The sequence below is a fragment of the Vibrio cholerae ATCC 14035 genome (genome assembly GCF_000621645.1).
Lineage (GTDB): Bacteria > Pseudomonadota > Gammaproteobacteria > Enterobacterales > Vibrionaceae > Vibrio > Vibrio cholerae.
This window is the reverse complement of the sequence record NZ_JHXR01000010.1, coordinates 72166-97484: the sequence shown is the minus strand read 5'-3', so window position 1 is coordinate 97484 and position 25319 is coordinate 72166. Positions and strand designations below refer to the sequence as shown.

At 48.7% G+C, this 25319-nt stretch carries 16 protein-coding genes and 3 pseudogenes; 18 read left to right on the top strand and 1 reads right to left on the bottom strand.

Going from position 1 to position 25319, the window contains the following annotated elements; genetic code table 11:
* Positions 1-48: 48 nt before the first annotated feature.
* The 17 genes and pseudogenes from tssB (at position 49) to tsiV3 (ending at position 24185) form a co-directional block, all read left to right on the top strand.
* A pseudogene (gene tssB, locus T411_RS01000000119180) lies at positions 49-556 on the top strand (type VI secretion system contractile sheath small subunit).
* A 43-nt stretch (positions 557-599) separates the two neighbouring features.
* Positions 600-2075 (top strand): type VI secretion system contractile sheath large subunit, encoded by a 1476-nt coding sequence (tssC, locus tag T411_RS0107335; RefSeq protein ID WP_000108140.1) that lies wholly within the window; start codon positions 600-602, stop codon positions 2073-2075.
* 2 nt (positions 2076-2077) lie between these two features.
* Positions 2078-2503 (top strand): type VI secretion system baseplate subunit TssE, encoded by a 426-nt coding sequence (gene tssE / locus T411_RS0107330; protein WP_000220998.1) that lies wholly within the window; start codon positions 2078-2080, stop codon positions 2501-2503.
* Between the two features lie 5 nt (positions 2504-2508).
* Positions 2509-4278 carry a type VI secretion system baseplate subunit TssF gene (gene tssF / locus T411_RS0107325; protein ID WP_000189792.1) on the top strand — a complete coding sequence of 590 codons (1770 nt, stop codon included), beginning with the start codon at positions 2509-2511 and terminating at the stop codon, positions 4276-4278.
* The gene (gene tssG / locus T411_RS0107320) at positions 4242-5258 is read left to right on the top strand and encodes a type VI secretion system baseplate subunit TssG (protein WP_000510174.1); all 1017 of its coding nucleotides are present in this window, start codon (positions 4242-4244) and stop codon (positions 5256-5258) included. The genes tssF and tssG overlap by 37 nt, the downstream gene beginning before the upstream one ends.
* Positions 5259-5260: 2 nt before the next feature.
* Positions 5261-6748, top strand: coding sequence for a type VI secretion system-associated FHA domain protein TagH (gene tagH / locus T411_RS0107315; RefSeq protein WP_001089706.1), 1488 nt, complete (start codon positions 5261-5263; stop codon positions 6746-6748).
* 2 nt (positions 6749-6750) lie between these two features.
* On the top strand, positions 6751-7227 hold the full coding sequence (tssJ, locus tag T411_RS0107310; protein WP_001045311.1) for a type VI secretion system lipoprotein TssJ: 477 nt from the start codon (positions 6751-6753) through the stop codon (positions 7225-7227).
* A 6-nt stretch (positions 7228-7233) separates the two neighbouring features.
* Positions 7234-8570 (top strand): annotated as a pseudogene (tssK, locus tag T411_RS01000000119175) (type VI secretion system baseplate subunit TssK).
* Between the two features lie 2 nt (positions 8571-8572).
* Positions 8573-9346, top strand: coding sequence for a type IVB secretion system protein IcmH/DotU (icmH, locus tag T411_RS0107300; RefSeq protein ID WP_000083409.1), 774 nt, complete (start codon positions 8573-8575; stop codon positions 9344-9346).
* Between the two features lie 25 nt (positions 9347-9371).
* Entirely contained in the window at positions 9372-11981 is a 2610-nt protein-coding gene (gene tssH / locus T411_RS0107295; protein ID WP_000619136.1) for a type VI secretion system ATPase TssH, read from the top strand.
* A 2-nt stretch (positions 11982-11983) separates the two neighbouring features.
* Positions 11984-13576 (top strand): sigma-54 dependent T6SS transcriptional regulator VasH, encoded by a 1593-nt coding sequence (vasH, locus tag T411_RS0107290; RefSeq protein ID WP_000084793.1) that lies wholly within the window; start codon positions 11984-11986, stop codon positions 13574-13576.
* A complete protein-coding gene (vasI, locus tag T411_RS0107285) occupies positions 13573-14229 on the top strand; it encodes a type VI secretion system-associated protein VasI (protein WP_001223389.1) in 657 nt (218 codons plus the stop codon). Before vasH ends, vasI begins: the two co-directional genes overlap by 4 nt.
* A gap of 9 nt (positions 14230-14238) precedes the next feature.
* Positions 14239-15648, top strand: a complete 1410-nt coding sequence (gene vasJ / locus T411_RS0107280) for a TssA family type VI secretion system protein VasJ (RefSeq protein ID WP_000426093.1) — start codon at positions 14239-14241, stop codon at positions 15646-15648.
* A 15-nt stretch (positions 15649-15663) separates the two neighbouring features.
* Positions 15664-19201, top strand: a pseudogene (gene tssM / locus T411_RS0107270) (type VI secretion system membrane subunit TssM).
* A 50-nt stretch (positions 19202-19251) separates the two neighbouring features.
* Positions 19252-20514: a type VI secretion system ImpA family N-terminal domain-containing protein gene (locus T411_RS0107265; protein WP_000073077.1), complete on the top strand. Its 1263-nt coding sequence runs from the start codon at positions 19252-19254 to the stop codon at positions 20512-20514.
* Positions 20515-20766: 252 nt separating this feature from the next.
* The gene (gene tssI, locus T411_RS0107260; protein WP_000113294.1) at positions 20767-23820 is read left to right on the top strand and encodes a type VI secretion system tip protein TssI/VgrG; all 3054 of its coding nucleotides are present in this window, start codon (positions 20767-20769) and stop codon (positions 23818-23820) included.
* Positions 23817-24185 (top strand): type VI secretion system antitoxin TsiV3, encoded by a 369-nt coding sequence (tsiV3, locus tag T411_RS1000000121085; protein WP_001061295.1) that lies wholly within the window; start codon positions 23817-23819, stop codon positions 24183-24185. The genes tssI and tsiV3 overlap by 4 nt, the downstream gene beginning before the upstream one ends.
* A 147-nt stretch (positions 24186-24332) precedes the next feature.
* Here the strand turns inward: tsiV3 and T411_RS0107250 are convergent, their stop codons facing one another.
* Complete coding sequence (locus T411_RS0107250; protein ID WP_000799238.1) at positions 24333-24593, bottom strand: DUF3012 domain-containing protein; 261 nt, start codon at positions 24591-24593, stop codon at positions 24333-24335.
* Between the two features lie 283 nt (positions 24594-24876).
* Between T411_RS0107250 and rbsD the strand changes: the two genes are divergently transcribed.
* Positions 24877-25296 (top strand): D-ribose pyranase, encoded by a 420-nt coding sequence (gene rbsD / locus T411_RS0107245; RefSeq protein WP_001911632.1) that lies wholly within the window; start codon positions 24877-24879, stop codon positions 25294-25296.
* Positions 25297-25319 lie beyond the last annotated feature (23 nt).

Sequence of the window (25319 nt, the reverse complement as noted above, 5' to 3'; positions counted from 1 at the left end):
ATCAACTGTTTCATTGACAACGTTTGGCATAGGTATTGGAGACGTAATATGTCTAAAGAAGGAAGTGTAGCTCCCAAAGAGCGGATTAATATCAAGTATATTCCGGCGACGGGGGATGCACAGGCTGAGGTTGAGCTACCACTCAAAACCCTAGTTGTAGGTGATTTCAAAGGGCATGCGGAGCAAACCCCATTGGAAGAGCGTGCAACAGTCACGGTAGATTAAGAACAACTTTGAAGCCGTAATGCGCGAGAGCGAGCTGAAAATCACCGCCACGGTGAAAAACAAGCTGACTGATGATGAGAATGCCGAGCTTCCTGTTGAACTCAATTTCAAATCCTTAGCCGACTTCGCTCCTGATGCGGTGGCATCACAAGTTCCAGAACTGAAAAAATTGATTGAGTTGCGTGAAGCGTTAGTTGCCCTTAAAGGGCCGCTAGGCAACATTCCCGCATTTCGTGAGCGTTTACAGTCATTACTCAACTCAGAAGAGTCGAGAGAAAAACTGTTGGCAGAACTGAATCTGCTCAGTGGTCAAGAAGAGCCACAAGCGTAAGCAAACGTTATTAATCAATTAATCACTCATTAGGAACTTAATGATGTCTACGACTGAAAAGGTATTGGAAAGGCCACAGCTTGCTCAAGGCAGCCTTCTTGATGAAATTATGGCGCAAACCCGTATCGCACCAAGCGAAGAGGGTTACGACATCGCGAAAAAAGGTGTTGCAGCGTTTATCGAAAATCTTATGGGTTCACAACACTCTGCTGAGCCTGTCAACAAATCTCTGGTTGACCAAATGTTGGTTGAACTGGATAAGAAAATCAGTGCACAGATGGATGAAATCCTGCACAACTCGCAATTTCAAGCGATGGAATCGGCGTGGCGCGGTTTGAAGCTGTTCGTGGATCGCACTGATTTTCGTGAAAATAACAAAGTCGAAATCCTTCACGTAACCAAAGATGAACTGCTGGAAGATTTCGAGTTTGCTCCAGAAACGGCTCAGTCCGGTCTTTACAAGCACGTTTATTCTGCCGGTTATGGTCAATTTGGTGGCGAACCTGTTGGCGCGATCATTGGTAACTATGCGTTTACCCCTTCAACGCCAGATATGAAGCTGCTGCAATACATGGGCGCACTGGGTGCCATGGCGCATGCTCCTTTCATTTCAAGCGTAGGTCCTGAATTCTTTGGTATCGATTCTTTTGAAGAACTGCCTAACATTAAAGATCTCAAGTCGACATTTGAAAGCCCGAAATACACCAAATGGCGTTCATTGCGTGAATCGGAAGATGCGCGCTATCTTGGTTTGACTGCGCCTCGTTTCCTGCTGCGTGTTCCTTACGATCCAATCGAAAATCCAGTGAAGTCGTTCAATTATGCGGAAAACGTCAGTGCTTCGCACGAGCACTACCTGTGGGGTAACACGGCATTTGCCTTCGCAACTCGTTTGACGGATAGCTTTGCTAAATATCGCTGGTGTCCAAACATTATCGGTCCACAAAGTGGTGGTGCAGTTGAAGATCTGCCGGTGCATGTCTTTGAATCTATGGGTGCATTGCAAAGCAAGATCCCAACCGAAGTCCTGATCACGGACCGTAAAGAGTTTGAACTGGCGGAAGAAGGTTTTATTGCTCTTACTATGCGTAAAGGCAGTGATAACGCGGCGTTCTTCTCTGCAAACTCCATTCAAAAACCTAAGGTTTTCCCAAATACCAAAGAAGGCAAAGAAGCGGAAACCAACTACAAGTTGGGTACCCAGTTGCCGTACATGATGATCATCAACCGTTTGGCGCACTATGTGAAAGTTCTGCAACGTGAGCAGATCGGTGCTTGGAAAGAGCGTCAAGATCTTGAGCGTGAACTGAACTCATGGATCAAACAATACGTTGCTGATCAAGAGAACCCACCTGCAGACGTACGTAGCCGTCGTCCACTTCGTGCTGCGCGCATTGAAGTGATGGATGTGGAAGGCAATCCAGGTTGGTATCAGGTGTCGCTCTCGGTTCGTCCTCACTTTAAGTACATGGGTGCGAACTTTGAGTTGTCATTAGTTGGACGTCTTGATCAAGCCTGATTATGACGTACATCGCACCTGAAGAGAGTGCATTTGGTGTTGGCTTTTTCGAACGTTTGGAAGCCAACGCCAAACCTATGTCGCTGACCCGTGGGCCAGACGCGTGGGATGTACTCGAATCGATCAAACGGAATGTCTCTAACATTCTGAACACTCGAATTGGTGGAGCGCAAAGTGCCCCTCATCTCGGGTTGGTGGATTTTAATGATGCAACGCTGGAAACCTTAGATCTCTCCGTGCGAATTAAATTGGCGATTCAACAGTGCCTTGAGCGCTATGAGCCGCGTTTAACTCGAGCGGATCAAGATAGCTTTAACTCGCTGACTTTAAGGTTCCACATTACCGCGACCATCAATAGCGAAGCGTTACACGAAAAAGTCCAGTTCAGTCTGTTATTGGATCAAAGCAGAAAATATCGAGTGTTTTAACCTCTATGACGCAAGACAAGTATTTCAGGGAAGAGCTCGCTTTTTTAAAAGAGCAGGGGAAAGAATTTACCGAAATTCACCCTCAGCTTTCGCGTTTTCTTCATGGCCGTACGACCGATCCTGACGTTGAGCGTCTTTTGGAAGGTTTTGCATTTCTTACCGCGCGTTTGCGCGAAAAGGTGGAGGATGAGTTCCCTGAACTTACTCACTCCATCATTAACATGCTGTGGCCAAATTATCTGCGCCCTATCCCGAGCATGAGTGTGGTGGCGTTTGAACCTGACAAAAGTGTCAGCGAGAAGCAAGTCATCCCACGTAATACCCAATTGGATAGCAAGCCAGTCTTTGGCACGGCGTGTCATTTCAACACTTGCCGTGATGTCGCGCTATATCCGATGCAGTGTCAAGGTGTTCATGCCGAGCACACACGTGAAGCCACGACCATTCAGATCTCGTTGCGCATGTTGGGCGATATGACAGTAGGCGACGCTAAGCTCGATACCGTACGTTTTTACTTAGGTGGTGATAAATACAGCTCGCAAACTCTCTATCTTTGGTTACACCATTATCTACAAAAAATGACGATTGAAGTGCAGGGTGTCGAGTTCGCACTGCCTGCTGATGCGTTTTCAACCGTCGGTTTCTCAAGTGACCAAGCTTTGCTGCCTTATCCAAAGAATGTCTATGACGGTTATCGTATTTTGCAAGAGTACCTGTCGTTTCCTGAAGCCTTTCACTTCTTTGATGTAAAAGGTTTTGCCAAAGCTTTACCGAAAGCGGTCAGCGGTGATTTCACCTTACGCATCCATTTTTCGAAAACATTGCCTGCTGATACGCGAGTGCGTCAGGACAATTTTCAACTCTATTGCACACCGGTCATCAATCTGTTTGAGCATGATGCCGATCCGATCGATTTGACTGGGCGTCGTTCAGAGTATCGAATCGTCCCGTCCAGTCGCTATCCTGCCCACTATGAAATTTTCAGCGTGGATCAAGTGGTTGGTTGGCAAGATACCCAGTCAGAAGGCAAACGGATCCGCGGAGAAAAGCGTATCTACTCTTCTTTTGAAAGCTTCCAACATGAAGTGGAACGGGTTCGTCATCGTCAAGCGCTTTACTATCGCACACGAGTCAAAGAGAGCATCCGGGGGGATGGTTTTGATTCATTTATCTCTTTTGTGCGCGGTGATGAAACCTTATCAATGGGCGTAGATGAAGCCGTCTCAATCAAACTCACCTGCACCAATCGCTTGCTGCCATTGGAACTTGGGGTGGGGGATATTTGTGTGGCGACCGACAGCTCACCCCCTTTTGCCACATTCAAAAATATTACGGTGCCTTCGCAGTCACTGCGCCCGGTTCTCGATGGCAGCTTACTGTGGACGCTGATCTCGAATCTATCGCTGAACTACCTATCACTGCTCTCAAAAGATGCACTGAGCTGTGTGCTACGCGCTTACGATTTTCGCGCCTTGGTCGATAGGCAAGCTGAACGTGTCGCACGGATGCGCCTTGATGGCATAGTCAAAATAGAATCTAAACCGGTTGATAAAATCCTACGTGGTTTGCCTGTGCGTGGTTTGCAATCGACTTTGTATGTCGATCAAGCGGGATTTGGCTCGGAAGGTGATTTGTTCCTGTTTGGTACGGTACTCAGTCATTTCTTTGCACTTTACGCCAGCATCAACTCATTTCACGAATTAGTCGTGGTTAACATCAGCAATCAAGAGAAGTACTCATGGGGCACACAGAGCGGAATGCAGCCGTTGATCTGAATTCAGATCCAGCGCAAGCCTCTCCCTTGAGCTTGCCGGGCAATGTACGGGAATACAACTTCTACCAACTGGTTGAGCTGTTGCAAAAACTGGCTGATATCAATCCTGAATCGGAAGAGTGGGAGCGCGATTGCCGCTTGGTGTTCAGTGCTAACCCGAGCCTTGGATTTTCGCCTAGTGATGTGATGGCGCTTGAAGCGCGTGACGATGATCGCTGGGTTATGTTGACCAACTTTTTTGGCCTTTCCGGTGCACAGTCACCTCTGCCGGGGTTCATCCTTGAGCAATTGGTGACGGAAGAGCCTGGGGGGTATAAGCAGCCGTTTCTCGATTTTTTCAATAACCGATTGATTAATTTGGTTTATCGCGTTTGGCGTAAATACCGTTACTACGTACGTTTTCAGCCCGGTGCGCAGGATGTGTTCTCTGCACAGCTGTTTGCGCTGGTGGGGTTGGGCGATCCTGACCTTCGCGGTGAAACGCCGATCAACTGGTGCAAAATGCTGGCTTACGCGGGCACGCTGGCCGGACGTAGCCGTTCGCCACAAGTCGTGGCCGGCATTATTGCTCACTGTTTTGATTTACCGGATGTCTCCATTCGCCAGTGGGTCAGACGTCGGGTATCGATTGACCGGAGTCAGCAACTGGCGCTGGGCAAGCAGAATGCGCGGTTGGGGATGGACACGGTGATTGGCGAGTCCGTTATTGATTGTAGTGGAAAATTTATTATCTGTATCAAACGGTTATCTCGCAGTCGTTTTGCTGATTTTTTGCCCTCCGGTAAAGAGTATCAGCCACTTTGCAAGCTGGTGGAGTTTATTTTGCGCGAACAGATGGCGTACGACCTCGAGCTGGCGATGGATGAACGGGAAGCGCCGCTGTTTTGTCTGGATGCGAAACAGAATATCGCCCTCGGCTGGACTTCGTTTCTTGGCCAAGATGCAGCCAATAAACATGTGTTAATTCAAGTAAGGCAATAACCATGAACTCAGTGACATTACCTTCGTTGACCCTATTAGTCACCAATGCTCAGCACTTAGAGTCTGGCTTGTCCGCTCAGCATACGTGGACCTCGTCAGGTGGGGTGATCGGCTCATCGCCGAATGCGCAGTGGCGTTTGGTCGATGCGCAAGGCAGTGTAAAACCCATGCACTGTGAAGTGATGATGGTAGACGGGGCGTATTGTTTAAAAGACAGCTGCGGCAGCACGTATGTCAACGGGGCAGACATGCCACTGGGCGTTGGGCAAATGGCACGTCTGACTCACAAAGATGAAGTGAGTGTGGGGCCTTACCGTTTGCGAGTGCTGTTTGGTAACGCCATCGAAGTGGAAGAACAATATGGATCTTTAGATGCGCTGTTTGCCTCTAAGGATGAGGATCTGCTAGCGGATTTGACGCTCGACATCGAACCAGAAAAACACGAATTACCAACCAATACAGACCCATTACAGGCGCTCGATAACCTGATGGGTGCGGCGGGCAGTTCGACCTCCTTACTGGATGATCCTAAAAGTGAGCAGCCGTTATCCGCCCAACCTAGCCTCGTGCCACAAGATAACTTAGTGCTGCAAAATGCCGATTTTACGCCACAAGCGGACAGTGAGTATGAGATGACCTCATCGATCCGCCTTAAGAAAATTCTTGGTTTTGCGAAGGCCACCTTTGCTAAGCAAACCAAATCAGAAGCACCGAACGTGACTTCTGCCACCCCCACAATTTCTCAATATAAAACCAGCGAAAGCAACGTATCAGAGGGCTTCACAATGGATGAAAAAGTACTGGATTTGTTAGAAGAGGAAGTCGCGAAAAGTTTCCAACCGCAGTTGGAGAAAAGCGCGTATTCCACTATGCACACAAGCTCAACCAGCCAAGCTAACCACTTGGTGACAGGTCCGATCTTGGAAGGGCTCGGCGTAGACCTGAGTGATGAAAATGATATGAATCGTATGCATCTTTTATCGCAAGAGCTGGGTGAGTCTTTGCAAGCTTGTGTGCGCGGTTTACTCGATTTGCATCAACAAGTGAGTGAAAGCCGTTTCGGTACTTTGAACCGTAATCTGCAACCCATTGAAGATAACCCGCTGCGTTTAGGCCTCTCCTATGAAAAGACGATCCGCACTCTGTACGATGCTGATAAGAGCGTCGTGCACCTTTCTGCCCCTGCGGCGATTGCTGAAAGCCTAAAAACCGTTCGCGATCATAATGAAGCGATGCAGTTCGCCACGTCAGAAGCCTTGAGCCAAATTCTCAACGCTTTCTCACCACAGGTGATGCTGCGCCGTTTCCACCACTACAAGCGCAATTCTGATACCACACAAACTTCCACGGATGCTTGGGCGTGGAATATGTACTGCAGCTACTACCAAGAGCTGACCTCTAACCGCCAACGCGGCTTTGAGAAGTTGTTTTGGGAGATCTTTGAGCAAGCCTACGATCGCAAAATTCGCGAGAAGCAACTGGAGCTATAACCGTGAACAAAGTGCTGTGGATGCTGTTTGCCTTGACGGTGCTGACCGCGTGCAGTTCGTCGGATAAGTACGAGCCTGCGAAAGAGCCGACCAAGGTGACTTTTAGCTTAGTCAGCGATGAAGGGGTGAACCCGAACATCTGGGGTGAAGCGTCACCGATAGAAATTCAAGTTTTTGAGCTAAAGGATGACTCGATGTTTATGTCGTCCGACTACGACCAGATCAAAACCGATTATAAAAAAGCGCTGCGCAGTAACTTTGTTAAAAACTACGACTATGTACTGACTCCAGGGCAGTTCAAATTCGTCAACGCTTTCGAAGTCGATGAGGAGACCAACTACATCGGCGTGATGGCTCATTTTGCCGAGCCTGAACTCAGCGAATGGAAGAAAGCGGTCAAGGTGATCAATAAAGGGCGAGAGTATCACTTGCTGATGCTGTTTAAAGACTACGATGTGAAATTGGATAGGGTGGAATAACAAACGATGTTTGCGCGTAACCGAGTGATCTGGAATGAAGGGCTATTTATTAAGCCGCAACATTTCCAGCAACAGCAGAGATATACGGAGTACTGCCTAGACGAGCGCCTGAGCACCGTGAGCCGTTACTTGTATGGGATTTCCGAGTTGTCGCTCAACCCGGAATACCTCTCGTTTGGCCGTATTGCGATTGAGCGAGCGGTCGGCGTGATGCCCGATGGCACCACCTTTCGTATTCCTCAAGAAGATCATCTTCCCGATGCGCTCGAAGTGACCGATGCGTCATTGGCAAACCAGATTGTCTACTTAGCCGTACCGCTACGTAGTGAGTCGCTGATGGAGATTAACTGGCCAGAAGAGCGTGGTACGGGGCGCTATGTCAGCCGTCGTCTCGAAGTGCGTGATGTCCACAGCGTGCAGGGTGATACCACGACGATTGATGTTTCCCCTGTGCGTTTGCAACTCATGCTTGAGCGAGAGGATCGCAGTGCGTATGCCTCAATTGCTATTGGCCGTATTTTAGAAAAACGTCCTGATGGCAGTGTGGTGCTCGATCCGGATTTCATCCCTTGTCACTTGAATGTGGTGGGCATCTCTGCGCTGCACCGCTTTATTAATGAGATGTCAGGCCTGATGCGTGAGCGAGCGAAAAATATTGCTCAGCGGATCAGCTCTCCAGCACAAGGTGGGGTTGCTGATGTTTCGGACTTTATGCTGCTGCAAGCTTTAAACCGTCTGCAACCACAAATGAAGCATTTGGCAGAGCTGCGCAGCTTACACCCAGAGCGTCTGTTTGAATGTCTCTCGTGTGTGTGTGTGGTGAGCTGGCTACCTTTACTGACGAAAGTCGTCTGCCGCCCAGTTTGCCAAGCTATAACCATGATTCACCCAGCCACTCTTTCCAGCCGCTGATCCGCAGCTTGCGTCAGAGCTTGAGCGTGGTGCTAGAGCCGCGTGCCGTCTCTATCCAACTGGATAAACGTAAGTACGGTTTGATGGTTGCGCCAATCCATGATCCGCAACTGATGGAGAGTGCAGAGTTTATCATCGCGGTTAAAGCTCGCATGCCGTTGGATGAGCTACGCCGTCTGTTTACTCAGCAAACCAAAGTGGCATCGGTTGAGAAAATTCGTGAACTCATCTCACTGCAACTGCCGGGTATTCCATTGACGCCATTACCCGTCGCACCGCGCCAATTGCCTTACCACGCTGGCTACACCTACTACCAACTGGATAAAACCAGCGCTGCATGGGCGATGTTGACTCATTCCAGCGGTTTTGCGTTCCACGTTGCTGCAGCTTTTGACGATCTTGAGCTGCAATTCTGGGCTATCAGGAGCTAACCATGTCACAGAGTAAAAAAGAGACGCCATTAGCCAGTTTGTTGTTCGACGATGTGGAAAAAATTAACCACGACCAAGACTACTGGTTCCAATTGCGTGGGGACAATCCGAATGTGCTGATTGATGCCGCGACACCCTTGTTTGGGCTTTCTCTGCGGGTTCGTACCCTCACCGAATGCGACAACATTGAACAGATCTACCGTCAGACGATTGAAGAGATCAAAGCGATTGAAATTGAGTTGACGGAGCAAGGTTACGAACACGCCATTTTGATGGCCTATCGCTACATCTTGTGCGCCTTTTTGGATGAATCCGTGATGGGAACCGAGTGGGGCGCGTCCAGTTTATGGGCCGAGCACTCCATGCTGTCACGCTTCCATAATGAAACGTGGGGTGGCGAGAAAGTGTTTACGATTTTGAGCCGTCTTGAGGGTGAACCACACCGTTACCAAGCGCTATTGGCCTTTATTTATCATTGCCTGATTTTGGGCTTTGAAGGCAAATACCGTGTGATGGAAGGGGGACAAGCTGAGCGCGAAAAAGTGATCAGCCGCCTGCATCAACTGCTGAGCAGCTTGGAAGAGAGCGAGCCACAAGACTTAACCCGTCCGACCGATCATGTGGTGCGTGCGAAATATACCCTAAGCAGACAGATGCCTGTTTGGTCTGTGTTTGCTGGCTTTATCGTGCTTTGGGTAGGTCTATTTCTCGGCTACAGCTATGTACTGCATAGCAAATCCAGCGATGTGCTCAATCAACTCAATCAAATACTTTAAACATAATTAGGCTAGGTGGTACGTTGTGATCCGTATTGAATTACCCACTCTTATTGCAAAACTGAATGCACAAAGCAAATTGGCTCTGGAGCAAGCTGCCTCTCTCTGTATTGAGCGCCAACACCCTGAAGTCACTCTAGAATATTATCTGGATGTGTTACTGGATAATCCCCTCTCTGATGTGCGTCTCGTACTCAAGCAAGCGGGGCTGGAAGTCGATCAGGTGAAACAGGCCATCGCATCAACCTATAGCCGTGAACAGGTCTTGGATACCTATCCAGCGTTTTCGCCACTGCTGGTCGAGTTACTGCAAGAAGCTTGGCTGCTTTCCAGTACCGAGTTAGAGCAGGCTGAGCTGCGTTCAGGGGCGATTTTCTTAGCCGCGCTGACCCGTGCGGACCGTTATCTGTCATTCAAATTGATCAGTTTGTTTGAAGGCATCAACCGCGAAAACCTCAAAAAACACTTTGCGATGATCTTAAGTGATTCTGCAGAAACCGCAGTGGCTAAAACAGACAAAAATGCGGCCAATCCACTGCAAGCCGCCGCAGAAACACCACTCGGACGCTTTTGCACGAATGTGACTGAGCAAGCCCGTAACGGTGAGCTTGATCCTGTCCTGAGCCGTGAAAATGAACTCAACTTGATGGTGGATATTCTGTGCCGTCGCCGCAAAAACAACCCGATTGTGGTGGGTGAAGCAGGTGTTGGTAAAAGTGCCATGATTGAAGGTTTGGCGCTGCGTGTGGTGGCTGGCAAAGTGCCCACCCAACTGCAAAATGTAGAACTCTATTCGTTGGATCTTGGTCGCTTGCAAGCGGGTGCATCGGTGAAAGGCGAGTTCGAAAAGCGCCTAAAAGGGGTGATTGATGCGATTAAGCAATCGCCTAAACCGATCATTTTATTCATCGATGAAGCGCACACCTTAATTGGTTCTGGTAACCAAGAAGGGGGCAGTGATGCGGCAAACTTGCTCAAGCCTGCGCTGGCGCGTGGTGAGTTAAGCACAGTGGCGGCGACGACGTGGAAAGAGTACAAAAAGTATTTTGAAAAAGATCCCGCGCTGACGCGCCGTTTCCAACTGGTCAAACTCGATGAACCAACGATCGATCAAGCCGTCGATATTCTGCGCGGTCTTAACAGTGTCTATGAAAAGGCACACAACGTACTGATCACTGATGATGCACTAAAAGCTGCCGCTGAACTGTCAGCGCGTTACATCTCAGGTCGTCAACTGCCCGATAAAGCGATTGATGTGCTGGATACCGCTTGTGCGCGGATTGCGATCAATATGACCACGCCACCTAAGCGTTTAGCGCTACTTGAAACCTTGTGCCATCAGCGTCAACTCGAAATTGACATGCTAGAGCGGGCGCAATTCCTTGGCCAAGAGGTCGATAGCGAGCGCCTCGATGTTTTGCGTAATCAAGAGTTGGCCGATGAAGCGGAAAAAGCCGCGTTGACACAGAGTTGGCAGCAGCAAAAAAGCTTGGTGGAGTCGATCATCGCACTGCGTGCTGAGCTGATGGAGTTAAGCCAAGCGCAAGAGCAAGATCCCGACCATTTATTGGTGGTGCGTACGGCGCTGCAAGAGCAGTATCAAGCACTCGATGCGATTGATCATGCTGAGCGCTTGATGCACCCGCAAGTCGATGCGGATCAGATTGCTGAAGTGATCGCCGATTGGACGGGCGTGCCTGTTGATCAGATGAACACCGATGAGCTGCATAAAATCACCCATTTGACCTCGATTTTAGGCCAAGCGATCAAAGGCCAAGAAACGGCCATCGAACGTATCCATCGTCACTTACTGACAGCGCGTGCCGATCTGCGTCGTCCGGGACGTCCGAAAGGGGCATTCCTGCTGGTGGGGCCAAGCGGTGTAGGTAAAACCGAAACGGTAGTGCAACTGGCAGAGCAGCTTTACGGTGGTAAACAGTTCCTCACCACCATCAACATGTCGGAATACCAAGAGAAACACACCGTTTCCCGCCTGATTGGTTCACCTCCGGGTTATGTTGGCTACGGTGAAGGCGGTGTGCTGACGGAGGCTATCCGTAAGATGCCTTATTCGGTGGTTCTGCTTGATGAAGTCGAAAAAGCCCATCCAGAAGTTTTAAATATCTTCTACCAAGGCTTTGATAAAGGCGAAATCGCCGATGGTGAAGGTCGTGTCATCGACTGCCAAAACATCGTGTTCTTCCTGACATCGAACTTAGGCTACCAAACCATAGTCGATTATGCCGATGAGCCCGCCAAGCTTGATGAAGCGCTTTATCCTGAATTGGCCGCTTTCTTTAAACCTGCTCTGCTGGCGCGTATGGAAGTGATCCCTTACCTACCACTGGGTAAAGAAGTGTTGGCACAGATTGTTCGCGGCAAGCTGGCTCGTCTCGAGAAACTGTTCAAGACACGTTACAACGCAGAAGTGGTGATTGAAGAGAGCTTAATTGACGAAATCTTAAGCCGTGCGACACGCAGCGAAAACGGTGCGCGTATGCTGGAGGCGATCATTGAAGGGCAATTGCTGCCGCCCGTTTCATTGGCGCTGCTGAATAAACTCGCCGAGAGAGCGCCCGTTGAGCGCATTCGTTTAGCGGCAGAAGCGGGTGAATTTATCGGAGAGGTAGCGTAACCATGAGTCAATGGCTGGCGTTTGCAACCCAATTGGTGGGAGTAAGGAAGTCCCACCAGCTTGCGCTGCAATTTGTTGATCTGCTGACTCAAGGCTTAGATCTGAGTGATAGCCTTTTGTTGTTGCCATCGTCGGATGGGCGTTTACTTGTGCCTCATGATCCACAGCGTCAGTTCGCGTGGTCAGTGACGGATTTTGATGTGCCTTTTGCCCATGTTTTGCAGTCATCCAATGCGATGCATTTGACCGCGGAAGAGTTGGTATTTTGGCAATCCAATCGCACTTTTAGCCAGTTAACCTCTCGCGTGGGGATGTTTGATTCGGTATGGATCCAACCCCTGCCGATGGATACTCGTCAAGTACACTCGATCTTGCTGTTGATGGGCGAGAGTCACGGTATCGTGAGCGCTTTTGAAAACGCGGACTTTTTGAAGTTTATCGAGGTTTTTTCCCAGCAATGGTCACTGCTCAACGATATGGAACGTGAAGAGCAGCGCCGCTTGGAGCTGAAACAATCGCTGACGGATATTGAACGCGACTCGGCGCAGCGCTCACTGGCCAATGCGTTATCGCGTACTTTGATTGGTGAAAGCGCTGCGATGCAAAAGCTGCGTGAGCAGATTGTCTCTGCCGCTAACTCTCAGCTCTCGGTCATGGTGCAAGGTGAAACTGGCACGGGGAAAGAGTTAGTCGCCGCGGCCGTGCATGAACTTTCGTCACGTAAGTCTGCGCCGTTTGTTGCGATCAACTGTGCGGCGATCCCTGAGCATCTACTGGAAAGTGAACTGTTTGGTTACTGCAAAGGGGCATTTTCTGGAGCGGACAGCGATAAACAGGGACTTATCGCACAAGCGAATGGTGGCACGCTATTTCTGGATGAGATCGGCGATATGCCGCTCACCTTACAAGCCAAATTATTGCGTGTGCTTGAATCGCGTACTTTTCGACCGCTCGGTGGTAAGCAGGAGCTCAGTTCCGATTTCCGTCTGGTATCTGCCACACACGTCAATCTGCTGGATCAAGTACGCAAAAAAGAATTTCGCCAAGATCTCTATTACCGTCTATTCCAGTATCCGATCACCTTGCCGCGTTTGGCGGCACGCTTGGAAGATATTGAGCTGCTCAGTGAGCACTTTGTGCGCGTGTTCAACTTGCAACATAACACGCGCATTCGTGGTTTGAACTATCGAGCCATCGACTGCCTTAAGCAGTACGACTTCCCGGGAAATGTGCGTGAGCTGAAACATTTGATTGAGTTTGGCTGCGCGCAAACAGCGGATGGTACGCAGGTGGAAGCTAGTTGCTTTGCCCATCGTTTACAAACCCTACCCTGTCTTGCGCCTGAAGCGACGCCGGTAGCCGTTTCTGTCGAAACTGAGAACGTGGATCTTGAACCCTCGGTTGCGCTGGCTGGAGAACCGAATTTTGCGGTTATCCATGATTTGAAACAGGCGGTCAGTCAGTTTGAAGCGTTGATCATCAGTGAGCGTTTGAACCGCTTTGCTGGCGATCGCGCGAAAGCGGCGAAAAGTCTCGGTATCCCTAAGCGTACCTTGGCCTACAAGTGCCTGAAATTGGAGATCAAAACCCCATGAGAATTACCGTTTTAGTGGTCAGTTTGATCTTGGGTTGCGCGGGCTCTGCGCATGTTTTAGCAGCATCGCAAGATGCGGGCTCACAGGTTGAGCAAGCTGAGCTGTGCCGCGAAATTCCTGCGCGTTTAGAGCGTTTGGCTTGTTTTGACCGTGTCTTTGCCACGCCCCTTGAGCAAGTGGCTATCGCACCGTCCAATCCTTATCCCGCAGAGTGGCAACGCGCCATGGTGGCATTGTCTGAGTCGCAGTCCGAAGCGGGTTGGGTATTAGGTACGCAAGGTGAAGGGCGGGGCAGCAGCGCTTGGATTGCTTTGCCTGCGCAAAATCGCAGCTCAGGGGAAACATCTCCGCCAGTGCTCTTGCTCAGTTGCATTAATAACCTGAGCCGCATTGAGCTGGCTTTACCGAAAGAAGTGGCTGATGCACGGATTCAAGTCTCTATCCGACACGAGACACAGTTCTGGCGCAGTGACGATCACGGCGTACTGTTTTCCTCGGCTCGCGGCATGCCTGCGATCGAAATGATGAAATTGGCCGCCAGTGAGTCTCGCCTGTTGCTGCGTTCTAATGCGCCCTTTGCTGACGGGTTACAGTTTGATACTCGAGGTGTCAATGAAGCCCTTGATGCTTTGCGCGAACGCTGTGGTTGGTAAGGAGCCCGTATGGAAATGACTGAATACCGTCAGTGTGTGGCCAAACCGATCAGCAGTAGCAATCCTGTCGGAGAGCGGCTAGTCGATCACCCACTGTTTGATTTTATTGAGGATCAGATGATGAAAGTGGGCTCTCTCTCTCACGCTTCAGTGCAGTGGGATGAAGTGGAGCACAGCACTCTCAAACTGCTTGGTGAACAGAGTAAAGACATCAAGCTTTTGGTTTACCTGCTGCAGTGTCTGCATAACCAAGTTACCCCGACGCGCCTTATTACCTCGTTTGCGGTGATGAGTGAGTTCCTCAATCAATATTGGAACGACAGTTATCCAGCGCCGGGCCCACGTGGCAATCTGCCGCGACGTAAATTTTTCAGCCAGATGGCGCAACGTTTTACCACGGTGATCGAAAAGTTCGATTTTCATCATCTGGATGAAGCGGATCGCCAAGCGCTACAAGCGGCGGTTGAAGAGTGGCAACAAGCCGTTGAGAAACAAGGGCTCTCTTCTGAGTTGGTGGAGTCTGTGGTGGTGCGAATTACCGCGGAGATCAAACGCGCAGAGCAGCGCCAGCAAGTGACGGCGCAAAGCAGCGCGGAGCGTGAAACACCAAGTGCTGCAACGCCTTCTCCTGCGGCGAGTATGGTGGTGGATCATTCGAGTGACAAAGCAGCGAAACAAACCCTACTCAAAGTGGCAGATTTTCTTGCCGAACAAGAGTTTGGTATCGCTCTTTCGATTCGTCTGCGCCGCTTTGCGGTGTGGGGCAGCATTACCTCATTGCCCGATCATAAACCCGATGGTGAAACACTGCTGCGTGGAATGCAGGCGGATCGCGTCAAGGATTACCAAGATCAACTTCGTCACCCCGATTTAGCCTTGTGGCGCAAAGTCGAACAGAGCTTAACCATGGCTCCTTATTGGTTTGAAGGACAGTGGATGAGTTACACCATTGCCCAGCAACTCGGCAAAAGTGATTGGTGTCAGGCGATTGCCGAAGAAACACAACAGTTTTTACGTCGTTTGCCTTCGCTGCTTGAGCTCAAATTCAAAGGCGGAGAGCCGTTTGTCAGCGATTCGGTCAAAGAGTGGCTGGCGAGCGTAGGTCAGAGCCAAGGTGCTGCGGGGCAATCGGTCGGCGGAGATTGGCAAGAGAAGCGTAAAGAGGCGTTTCAACTGGCTAAAGAAGGTGGAATCGCGGTGGCACTTTCCATGCTCAATGATGGCTTGGTCAGTGCGGTGGAGCCGCGAGACAAATTTTACTGGCGATTGCTATCGGCAGATCTGCTGCGGGCAAATCATCTCGATGCGATGGCTGGTGAACAGTATCAAACTCTGCTCAATCAGGTAACGACGCTGTCTGTTCCTGAGTGGGAACCGAGTTTAGTGGAACAAATTCAAAGATATACAACGTCAGAGTAAACAAGGACACAATTCATGTGGAAATTCATTGTTGGAATAGTAAGGCGGCTTAAACCCACGGTGGTGGCAGCACTTCCCATTTTGCTATTCACTACGTTCATTTTGCTGAACGTTGCCATTTGGTGGGCAGGCCCTTGGTTAGAAGTGGCTGGCTATAAACCGCTGGAGTCGATCATGGCTCGAGTTGTGGCAAGCAGTCTGTTTACTCTCGGCTGTTTAGCCGTGTGGGGCATTTGGCAGTGGCGTAAGTTGCAAGCCTTCAAATCGGAGCAAAAGCGCGAAGAGCAACTGCGCCAAGATCCGATCAAGGTGTATGAGCAGCGCCAAGAGGTTGAACTGAATCAGGTGATGCTCAATATGAAGCAGAGCCTAAATAAACACAACTACTTGTATGCACTACCTTGGTATTTGGTTCTAGGTTTAGAAAATGCGGGTAAAACCAGCCTGATCAACCGTTCTGGTCAGAACTTTGTCTTCTCTTCGGTCATGCGAGCTTCGGGACAAAAAAGCGAAAACCCATACTCGTTTGATTGGTGATGAATCTGTCCTGATTGATCCTGATGGTGAGCTGTTAACGCAAGGCAATCGTAGTGAAGAAAATGATGGTGCGTTAGAGCGCCGCTTATGGTTGCATTTTGTCGATTGGCTAGACCGCACTCGTAGCCGCCGCCCGTTAAACGGCATCGTGTTGGCGTTGGATGTGGCGCATCTTGCTACCGCCACCGCCTCAGAGCGTAAAGCTTATGCCAATTTGCTGCGTGCTCGTCTGCGTGAGTTGATGGAAACCTTATCGACTCGTCTGCCGGTGTACATTGCACTGACTAAGCTCGACTTACTGCACGGTTTTGAGCCTTTCTTTAAGCACTACACCAAAAGTCAGCGCGAAGAGGTGTTGGGTTTTACCTTCTCAATGGATTCGGTAGATAACCTAGATTCATGGTTGGAAGAGTTTGCCAGTGAGTACACTCAATTTGTGTCACGAGTTAATGGCATGCTGCCGCATGCGGTCGCAGCGCCAATGACGCTTGAAGAACGTAACGCGATTTACAGCTTCACGCGTCAAATCTCAGGTTTGAAAGAGATTTTGCAACAGTTTTTCCAAGAGGCTTTGGCGAGCGATCAATTCTCAACGTCAGCGCTGGTGCGTGGTGCCTATTTCACGTCGGTTTACCAACAAGGTGTACCTACCAACGCTTTTGATGATGCGGCTTCCCGTCGTTATGGTCTGTCTCATGCGATTAATACGGCGCAGCGCGCGAAAAACTCCACGGTCTATTTCACGCAAAAACTGTTTACCCACATCATTTATCCTGAAGCGGGTTTAGCGTCGGATAATTTCCGGGTTGCAAAAAACAAACGCCGTTTGATGGGGCTCTCTTTTGTCGCATGCTCAGTGGCGACTTTGCTGTTGGCGGGAACTTGGCATCGTAACTACCTCAATAACGTGCAACACGCCGATACTGTATTAACCAAAGTGAATCAGTATAAAGAGCAGTTCCCGACCAGCCGTTCATTGGCCTCACAAAGAGAGGTATTGGATCCGTTGAACAAGATCCGTGAGGCGACACTGGAGTTTGGTTTCTTCCGTGATAAACCTCAGTACATCTCCGATTTTGGTCTCTACCAAGGGCACACCATTGGCCCGAAAGTAGAAGAGACCTACTTAAACTTACTCGAAACTCGCTTCTTGCCTCTGTTGATGGCGGACACCATTGTTGCGCTCAATCAAGCTGAGACAGATGAAGAAAAATTAGCGGTGCTGCGTGTGTATCGCATGCTGGTCGATAAAAGTGGTCGTTACCAAGACTATGTGATGGATTATTTTGCGAAGTATTGGCAAAAATCCTTCTCAGGTCAGCGTCAAATTCAGGAAGAGCTGCTCGGCCACTTAGATTACGCGATGCGTCATACGGACCTCACTGCAGAGAGGCTCAATGGTGATAAAGGGGCGGAGCAGGTGATGCGCCCTTACGATAAAGTGATTGCTCGTGCTCAGGTTGAACTGGGTTCAATGCCAAACGACCAGCGCGTCTATCGTAACTTGAAATTGAGCGCACAAACGGTGCTTGGTCCTTCGGTTAACTTGCGTAGCTTGATTGGGCCGGTGTTCGATGTGGTGTTTGAAGAGCGCGTTCTTAACAGTAGCAGCCTGTTTATTCCTCAAATGCTCACCAAGCGTGGTTTTGATGACTACTTTATGCCGCAATCTGAATCGGTCTCTGAGCTGGCACTGATTGACAGTTGGGTTCTGGGACAGAGCAAAACGGCACAGTTTAGTGAAGCAGACAAGCAGGCACTGCGCGAAAAAATCCGCGATCTTTATGTGGCGGATTACACCAACACATGGCGCGCGGCACTCAATGAAATTGATGTGAAGTATTTCAATGACATCAATGATGCGGTCATGGTTTTGGAAAATATCACCAGTAACCTTGAGCCGATGCAGCGTCTACTGCGCACATTAGATGACAACACCCAACTGTACAGTGCGTTACCTAAAGATGAATCGGCGTTAAAAGAGCTGCTGAAAAGTCCGAAATACAAAGTGGCTTCGATGATTGAAACTCCGTTTGCTGATCTGAACGGTATGCTCAAACCGGTGGGCAGCAAACCAGCGTACATGACGGAAGTCTTGGCTTCGGTGGATGAGCTGAAAAGCTACTTGAAATCGATTCAAGATGCTCCCGATGTCGGTATGGCGGCGCTCGATGCGACCAAAGCGCGGGTCAAACTGGTTAATGCTGACCCTATCTATACCTTAAAACGTATCTCGTCAGGACTGCCGAAGCCGCTGGATAGCATGATGGCAAAGCTTGCAGATGAGAGCTGGTATGTGGTCAAGCAAGAAGCGATCAAGCATCTGGAAGTTCGCTGGACGGAGGATGTGTATAAAACCTTCCAAAGCAAGCTGGCTGGGCGTTATCCATTCAACCCCGCATCAAATAAAGATGTTGCCTTGGCCGATTTTGAAGCCTTCTTTGCGCCGAATGGCACGTTAGACAACTTCTACAATCAGCAACTGAAGATGTTTATTGATGAGAACATCAGCGTCGCGTCGGATGACTCAGCGCAGTCGATCATTCGTAAAGAAGTGCTGGATCAGATCAAGCAAGCGCAGAAAATTCGTGAGGCTTTCTTCAACCGTAAAGGGATTTTGGATGTCAGCTTCTCGGTTGAGCCGCTCAGTTTGAGTAACAACAAGCGTCGTAGTGTGCTGAATGTGGATGGTCAGTTCTTAGCTTACAGCCATGGTCCGCGTGAAAATGTGGAGCTGATTTGGCCTAACACGCTGCGTGATTCTGCGGTGTCTAAGGTGACCTTGATTCCAACCCAAACCAATATGTCACCGCGCAGTTTGCAAATCCAAGGACCGTGGGCATTCTTCCGCTTATTGGATCAAGGTGATGTGGTTTCGGCGAGTCAAACGTCGGTTGATTTCAAATTTATCGTCGATGGCGGTGAGATGATCTACCGTATTAACGCAGAGGCCGATGCCAACCCATTTACCGAACGCCTGTTCAAGTCGTTCAAACTGTCTAAAACACTCTATTAATAGGTTGCCAGAGCGAGTTTTTCGCTCTGGCTTTTTAGGACGAAGTTGTGATGTCCAATGTGATTTTTATTGATAACGTTTGCTACCGATTAACCAATGATTCTGAGGAGATTCGCGGATTAGAGCCCTATGCGAAGGTTCGTGAGGAGATAAACCGCCGCTTCAATCCGATTGCTGGGGGCACGGATTGGGCAGTGGTAAAAGAGTACTGTGAACAACTGGCCTGTAACCAAGGAATGGATTTTCTGATCTGCGGTTACTATGCGGTAGCCTGCCTGAAAACTCAGGGGTTAGCGGGGTATGCCACCGGTATGGAGCTGATGAGTGCAAGCCTTGCCAACCAAGGTGAGTGTGATGTGAAAAGCGCCAAAGTGCGCAAAGAGATCCTTGATTGGGTCAATGCACGTGTGGTGCAGGAACTGAAAGCACTTAAGCCAACTTATGAGTCGCTGCGAGATCTGTATCGGGCTGAGCGCCATTGCGAGCGGTTACATCAGCTGTTTGAACAGCAACAAACCGAATACAAAGTAGACTTTGAAGGGGTCGGGTTTGCTCTGTTTGAACACATAGACAGAATTGAAACCCAATACCACAGCTTATTGAAAAAGCAGGAGAAGGCTCAGCCACCTAAGCTTAAGTTTTGGCAGCGCGGTTACGCGTTGTTCACTCTAGGTGTACTCGGGGTTGCACTGGGAATGGTGGGGGGCTACTGGGGGTGGCCTTGGTTTTATACCACGCCTTATGCCGCGCCACAGCGCATCACTACGTTGAATGAGGCCTCTCAAACTCAAGCACTGCTCAACGACTCTTCCACAAGTGAGCGTGCGCGTTGGCAACATGATCTGATCCCGCTGTATCGCGATACTTTGCAGCAGAATTTAACCATCTCGTTTAGTGAACCTAAGCGACATGCCATCACTCAGCTGAATCTATTGCGCACTCTTTATCCTGAAAACGAGCAAGTGAATGCACTGAGTCAAGAGTTTGCCCTTCAGCAGCAACAAGCGTTGGAGCAAACCGCGCTGTTCGTGGCTAAGTTCAGCGAAATTCGCACCAAAATGGCCAATATCTCGTTATTGGCTAAGCGAGGGAAATGGGCTGAGTTAGAAAAGCAGACCAAATCATTAGAAGAGTTCGCGGTCAGCCTATCACCGATTTATGGTCGAGTTGACTATGTGCAAGGCCTCCTTGAACAGGGCGATGTCACAAATGCCCAGAAAGAGTTTGCGATCCTCAAACAAAGGCTAGATAGCCTAAGTTGGAAAATTGCCGAGCTTGAGCAGCGTATCGGCGATGCGGCTTTGTTGCAGTGATGGCTGAAGGAAGAGGTGGGGCAAAAACTCGCTTATAGGCAGTTTTTTGCTTGATTGGGGCAAGGGATTGCTCAGTGATAAGAGTTAACCCTGGTGCGAAACAGGGAAAAGTAGACAAAAAGCTGGCATTGAGTTTGCCATTGACTGCCACACAATATTTTCAACGCACCATTTTCAACGAACCATTTTCATCGAACTTAAGATGGCCACATATCGAGTGCTATCGTCGAAAAAAAGAACAAGGAAAACAGCATGGCAAGGTTACAGTTTCAATTAAAGGTGGATGGCCTTGAGGATGAATCCCTCGTCGTACGCGGATTTGAAGGGCAAGAGTCCTTGTCTGATTCTGTATGGCGCTGTGAACCCTGCTATGGTTTTCGCTATCAGGTTGATTTAGCCAGTGCGCTAAGCAACCTTACTGCTGAGCAATTTGTCGACCAAACCGCGCATTTAACCATTCTGCGTGACGGGCAAGTGGTGCAGCAAATTAACGGTATCGTACGCCAATTGAGTAAAGGCGATACTGGGCATCGGCACACGTTTTATTCTCTTACGTTAGTACCTGCGCTGGAGCGGCTTTCTTTACGCAGTAATAGCCGTATTTTCCAGCAGCAAAGCGTGCCGGAAATTATCTCTATTTTACTGCAAGAGATGGGGATTGAAGATTACGCCTTTGCCCTTAAGCGTGAGTGTGCCCAGCGTGAGTTTTGTGTGCAGTACCGTGAAACGGATTTGCAGTTTTTACACCGTATCGCCGCCGAAGAAGGCTTGGTATACAGTCACCTACATGAAGCGCAGAAACACACGCTACTGTTTACCGATAGCTCGGACAGCCAACCGAAGTTAGCCAAGCCAGTACCTTATAATGCGCTGGCGGGTGGCGAGATCAATCTCCCTTATGTGGTCGATCTGCAATTCAAGACCACCGCACAAGTCAGCCATACCGAGCTAAAGGATTACAGCTTTAAAAAGCCAGCTTACGGATTTACTCAGCGCACGCAGGGTAAAGATATCGCTTATCAGCAGCCAAATTATGAGCATTTTGATGCTCCGGGACGCTACAAAGACGATGCAAATGGCAAGGCCTTTAGCCAAATTCGCTTAGAGTATTTACGTCGCGATGCTTTGCTTGCTGATGCGAAGAGTGACGAACCTTTGCTGTTGGCGGGAGTGCGTTTTGACTTGCAAGATCACCTTGATCACGCAATGAATCGAGATTGGCTCGTGGTACAAGCCAATCACCAAGGGACGCAGCCACAAGCGTTACAAGAAGAGGGTGGTTCAGGCGCTACCACTTACAGCAATCAGCTAAAACTTATTCCCGCTCACATCACTTGGCGAGCAAGGCCTTGTGCTAAGCCGCAAGTGGATGGTCCCATGATCGCCACCGTGGTTGGGCCACAAGGTGAAGAGATTTATTGCGATAACTTTGGTCGCGTGAAAGTGCATTTCCCGTGGGATCGCTACTCAAGTAGCAACGAAAAAAGCTCTTGCTGGGTGCGAGTGGCACAAGAATGGGCTGGTAGCCAATACGGTAGTATGGCGATTCCGCGAGTTGGCCATGAAGTGATTGTTTCGTTCCTGAATGGCGATCCGGATCAACCCATCATCACAGGTCGTACGTATCATGCGACCAATACCGCGCCTTACGCCTTGCCTGACCACAAAACCAAAACCGTGCTGCGCACTGAGACTCACCAAGGGCAAGGCTACAACGAACTGAGTTTTGAGGATCAAGCGGGCAGCGAACAGATTTTGCTGCATGCACAAAAAGATTGGGATGCGTTGATTGAGCATGATCACACCGAAGTGATTCGCCACGATCAACATCTCACTGTGGACAATGATCGCTTTACCCGCATTCAGCGCAACCAACATTTAACGGTTGAAGGTGAAGTCCGTAGCAAAATCGCACTCGATAGCAGCCATGAAGTCGGCGCGTCACTACAACACAAAGTCGGGCAGCGCATTGCTGTCGAGGCGGGTAAAGAGATTTCACTCAAAAGCGGCGCAAAAATCGTGGTTGAAGCCGGAGCGGAGTTAACCCTAAAAGCTGGGGGCAGTTTTGTAAAAGTCGATGCTGGTGGCGTGCACTTAGTCGGTCCTGCCATTAACCTAAACGCGGGCGGCAGTGCAGGCAGCGGTAGCGCTTATGGCGGGCAATTAGCGGCAGCACCGAGAATGTTAGCGCAAGCTAAACCAGTAGCAGAATTGGTTCAGCCGGATATTGCGGCCTCAATGCAATCAGGCGCGGCGCGTGTTATTGATGTGGCATCACTCCCCACAATGATGCCGAGTTCAGCCAATAACACGGCAAATGATGAGCCTGTGGCCGAAGAGAAAACACCGGAGCGAATTTTAAAATCCGATCTCCTCAAACCATCCGATGAGTTAGAGAAACTCGCCAAGCGACAAGCGAGTGCTTATCGTCAAGGTAATCACAGCGATGAGGTTAAGTTACTACAAGAAGCGCTCATAAAATTGGGGTTTGATCTCGGGAAAGCAGGAGCTGATGGTGACTTTGGGAGCAAAACTAAAACCGCGATTGAGCAGTTCCAGAAAAGCTATCAACCAAGCCACCAAACCCACCCGTCTTACAGCATTGGCGCTGTTGACGGTATTGTCGGCAAAGGTACACTACTGGCACTAGACGAAGCCTTGATGGATGGGTGGGTGTATGAGAATAATATTTATCAAATATGGCCTCTAGGTAAAACGTCAGAGAAATATGAGTCGGCAGGAAGAGGCCCAGGGGTTATATCAACAGGAAATGGAGATTATGGTGGGGCTTCATATGGTTGCTATCAAATGTCATCAAATCTTGGTGTGGTACAAAAATATATTCAGTCATCAAAATTCAAAGAATTCTTTAGTGGATTAAATCCCGCTACGAAAGAGTTTAATGTTGTTTGGCAGGATATAGCTTCAAGATATCCTCAGGAATTCAGAGAAGAACAACACCAATTTATTAAGAGAATTCATTATGATATACAAATAGGACATCTTAGAGGGAAAGGACTTTTGTTTGAACATAATCGAGCTGCTGTACATGATTTGATCTGGTCTACTTCAGTACAGTTTGGTGGGAGAACTAATTTGATTTTCAATGCATTGAATGGACAAAATATGGAAAGTATGACTGATAAGGACATCATTATTCTGGTACAAGATTACAAGCTTGTTAATACAGAAAGGCTTTTTAAGTCTTCGCCATCATGGTGGAGTGATTTAAAAAAACGTGCGGTATCAGAGAAAAAAGCTTTACTTGAACTAGAAATTGACGGTTTGGAGGTTGATATAAAATGAATAACTTGCTTTCTGCGTATGTAACTATGCTGTTGATATTATTAAGTATTAGTGGTGGCGCTATTGCTAGTGAAAACTGCAATGATACATCTGGAGTGCATCAAAAAATTCTAGTGTGTATCCAAAATGAGATAGCTAAGTCAGAGACTCAGATTAGAAATAATATTTCTTCTAAGTCTATAGATTATGGCTTTCCTGATGATTTCTACAGCAAGCAAAGATTAGCTATTCATGAAAAGTGTATGCTTTATATAAATGTCGGTGGCCAACGTGGTGAATTGCTAATGAACCAATGTGAACTTTCGATGCTACAAGGCCTTGATATTTACATTCAACAGTATATAGAGGATGTTGATAATAGTTAGGATTAGCATCACAAATAAGTTTGTGATAATGAATGCTTTGGGTTTACTACGGATTTTTAATTAAATATCAATGATATTAAAAATACATCGATTAAATTGAGTCGTTGTTTAACCCCCAGAGCAATTAAATACTGGGGGTTTTCCTTCTCACAGCACACAATATTTAGCGTACGAACCTGCTTCTTTGGCTGTCCAGTCACCTTTGGATTTCTCATCCATATCTTCGCACCAAGATTTGCTACCGACTTCATTGTTGAAAATGCAGTGTTTGGCGAAGTCGAGCGTGTCTTGAGTATTCCACTCGCTTTTTGGTTTTTCGCGCATATCTTCACACCAAGCTTTGCTGCCCACTTCGCTACAGGCCGAAAGCGTAAGCGTACTCATGATCATCAGCAGAGTGTTTTTCATCAATTATCCTCATCAAATCTTCATTACTTGCTGCCACTATACCGAACTGAGATGCCGCTGTGTTAAATCGGCGCGAAATGATCACGGTTCGACCCTATCACTATTCATCAAAGTGAGTATTCAGTACATCATTTTGCTGATCGTTTTCACACTCTGTGGATTTGTCGCGTGCAAACTTAATTGAGTAAACTATTATGTCATCGAAACGTTTCGATGTGCATTTTTTCGCCAATTGAAAGTGATGCTGTCGTTATTCAAACGTGAATCAATAAAAGGTATCACCATGAAAAAAAGTACCCTACTAAACTCTGAACTCTCTTACTTGGTGGCAACACTCGGCCATACCGATGAAATCACGATCTGTGATGCTGGGCTGCCAATCCCTGATGAAGTGACGCGTATTGATCTCGCGCTGACTCACGGGGTGCCTTCTTTTTTGGAAACAGTACGGGTGATTTTGTCTGAATCGCAGATTGAAAGTGTCATCGTGGCACAGGAGTTTGCTCAAGTAAGCCCGGTGTTGCATGAAGCCTTATATCGCGAGCTGAAAGCAGAAGAACAGTTGTGCGGTAAGCCAATTGCCATCCAATACATCAGCCATGAAGCGTTTAAACAACGCACGCTGCAAAGCCGCGCGGTAGTGCGCACCGGTGAATGTACACCTTACGCCAATGTGATTTTCCAAGCGGGTGTCGTGTTTTAACCACGCCCAACCATGGAGGAGCC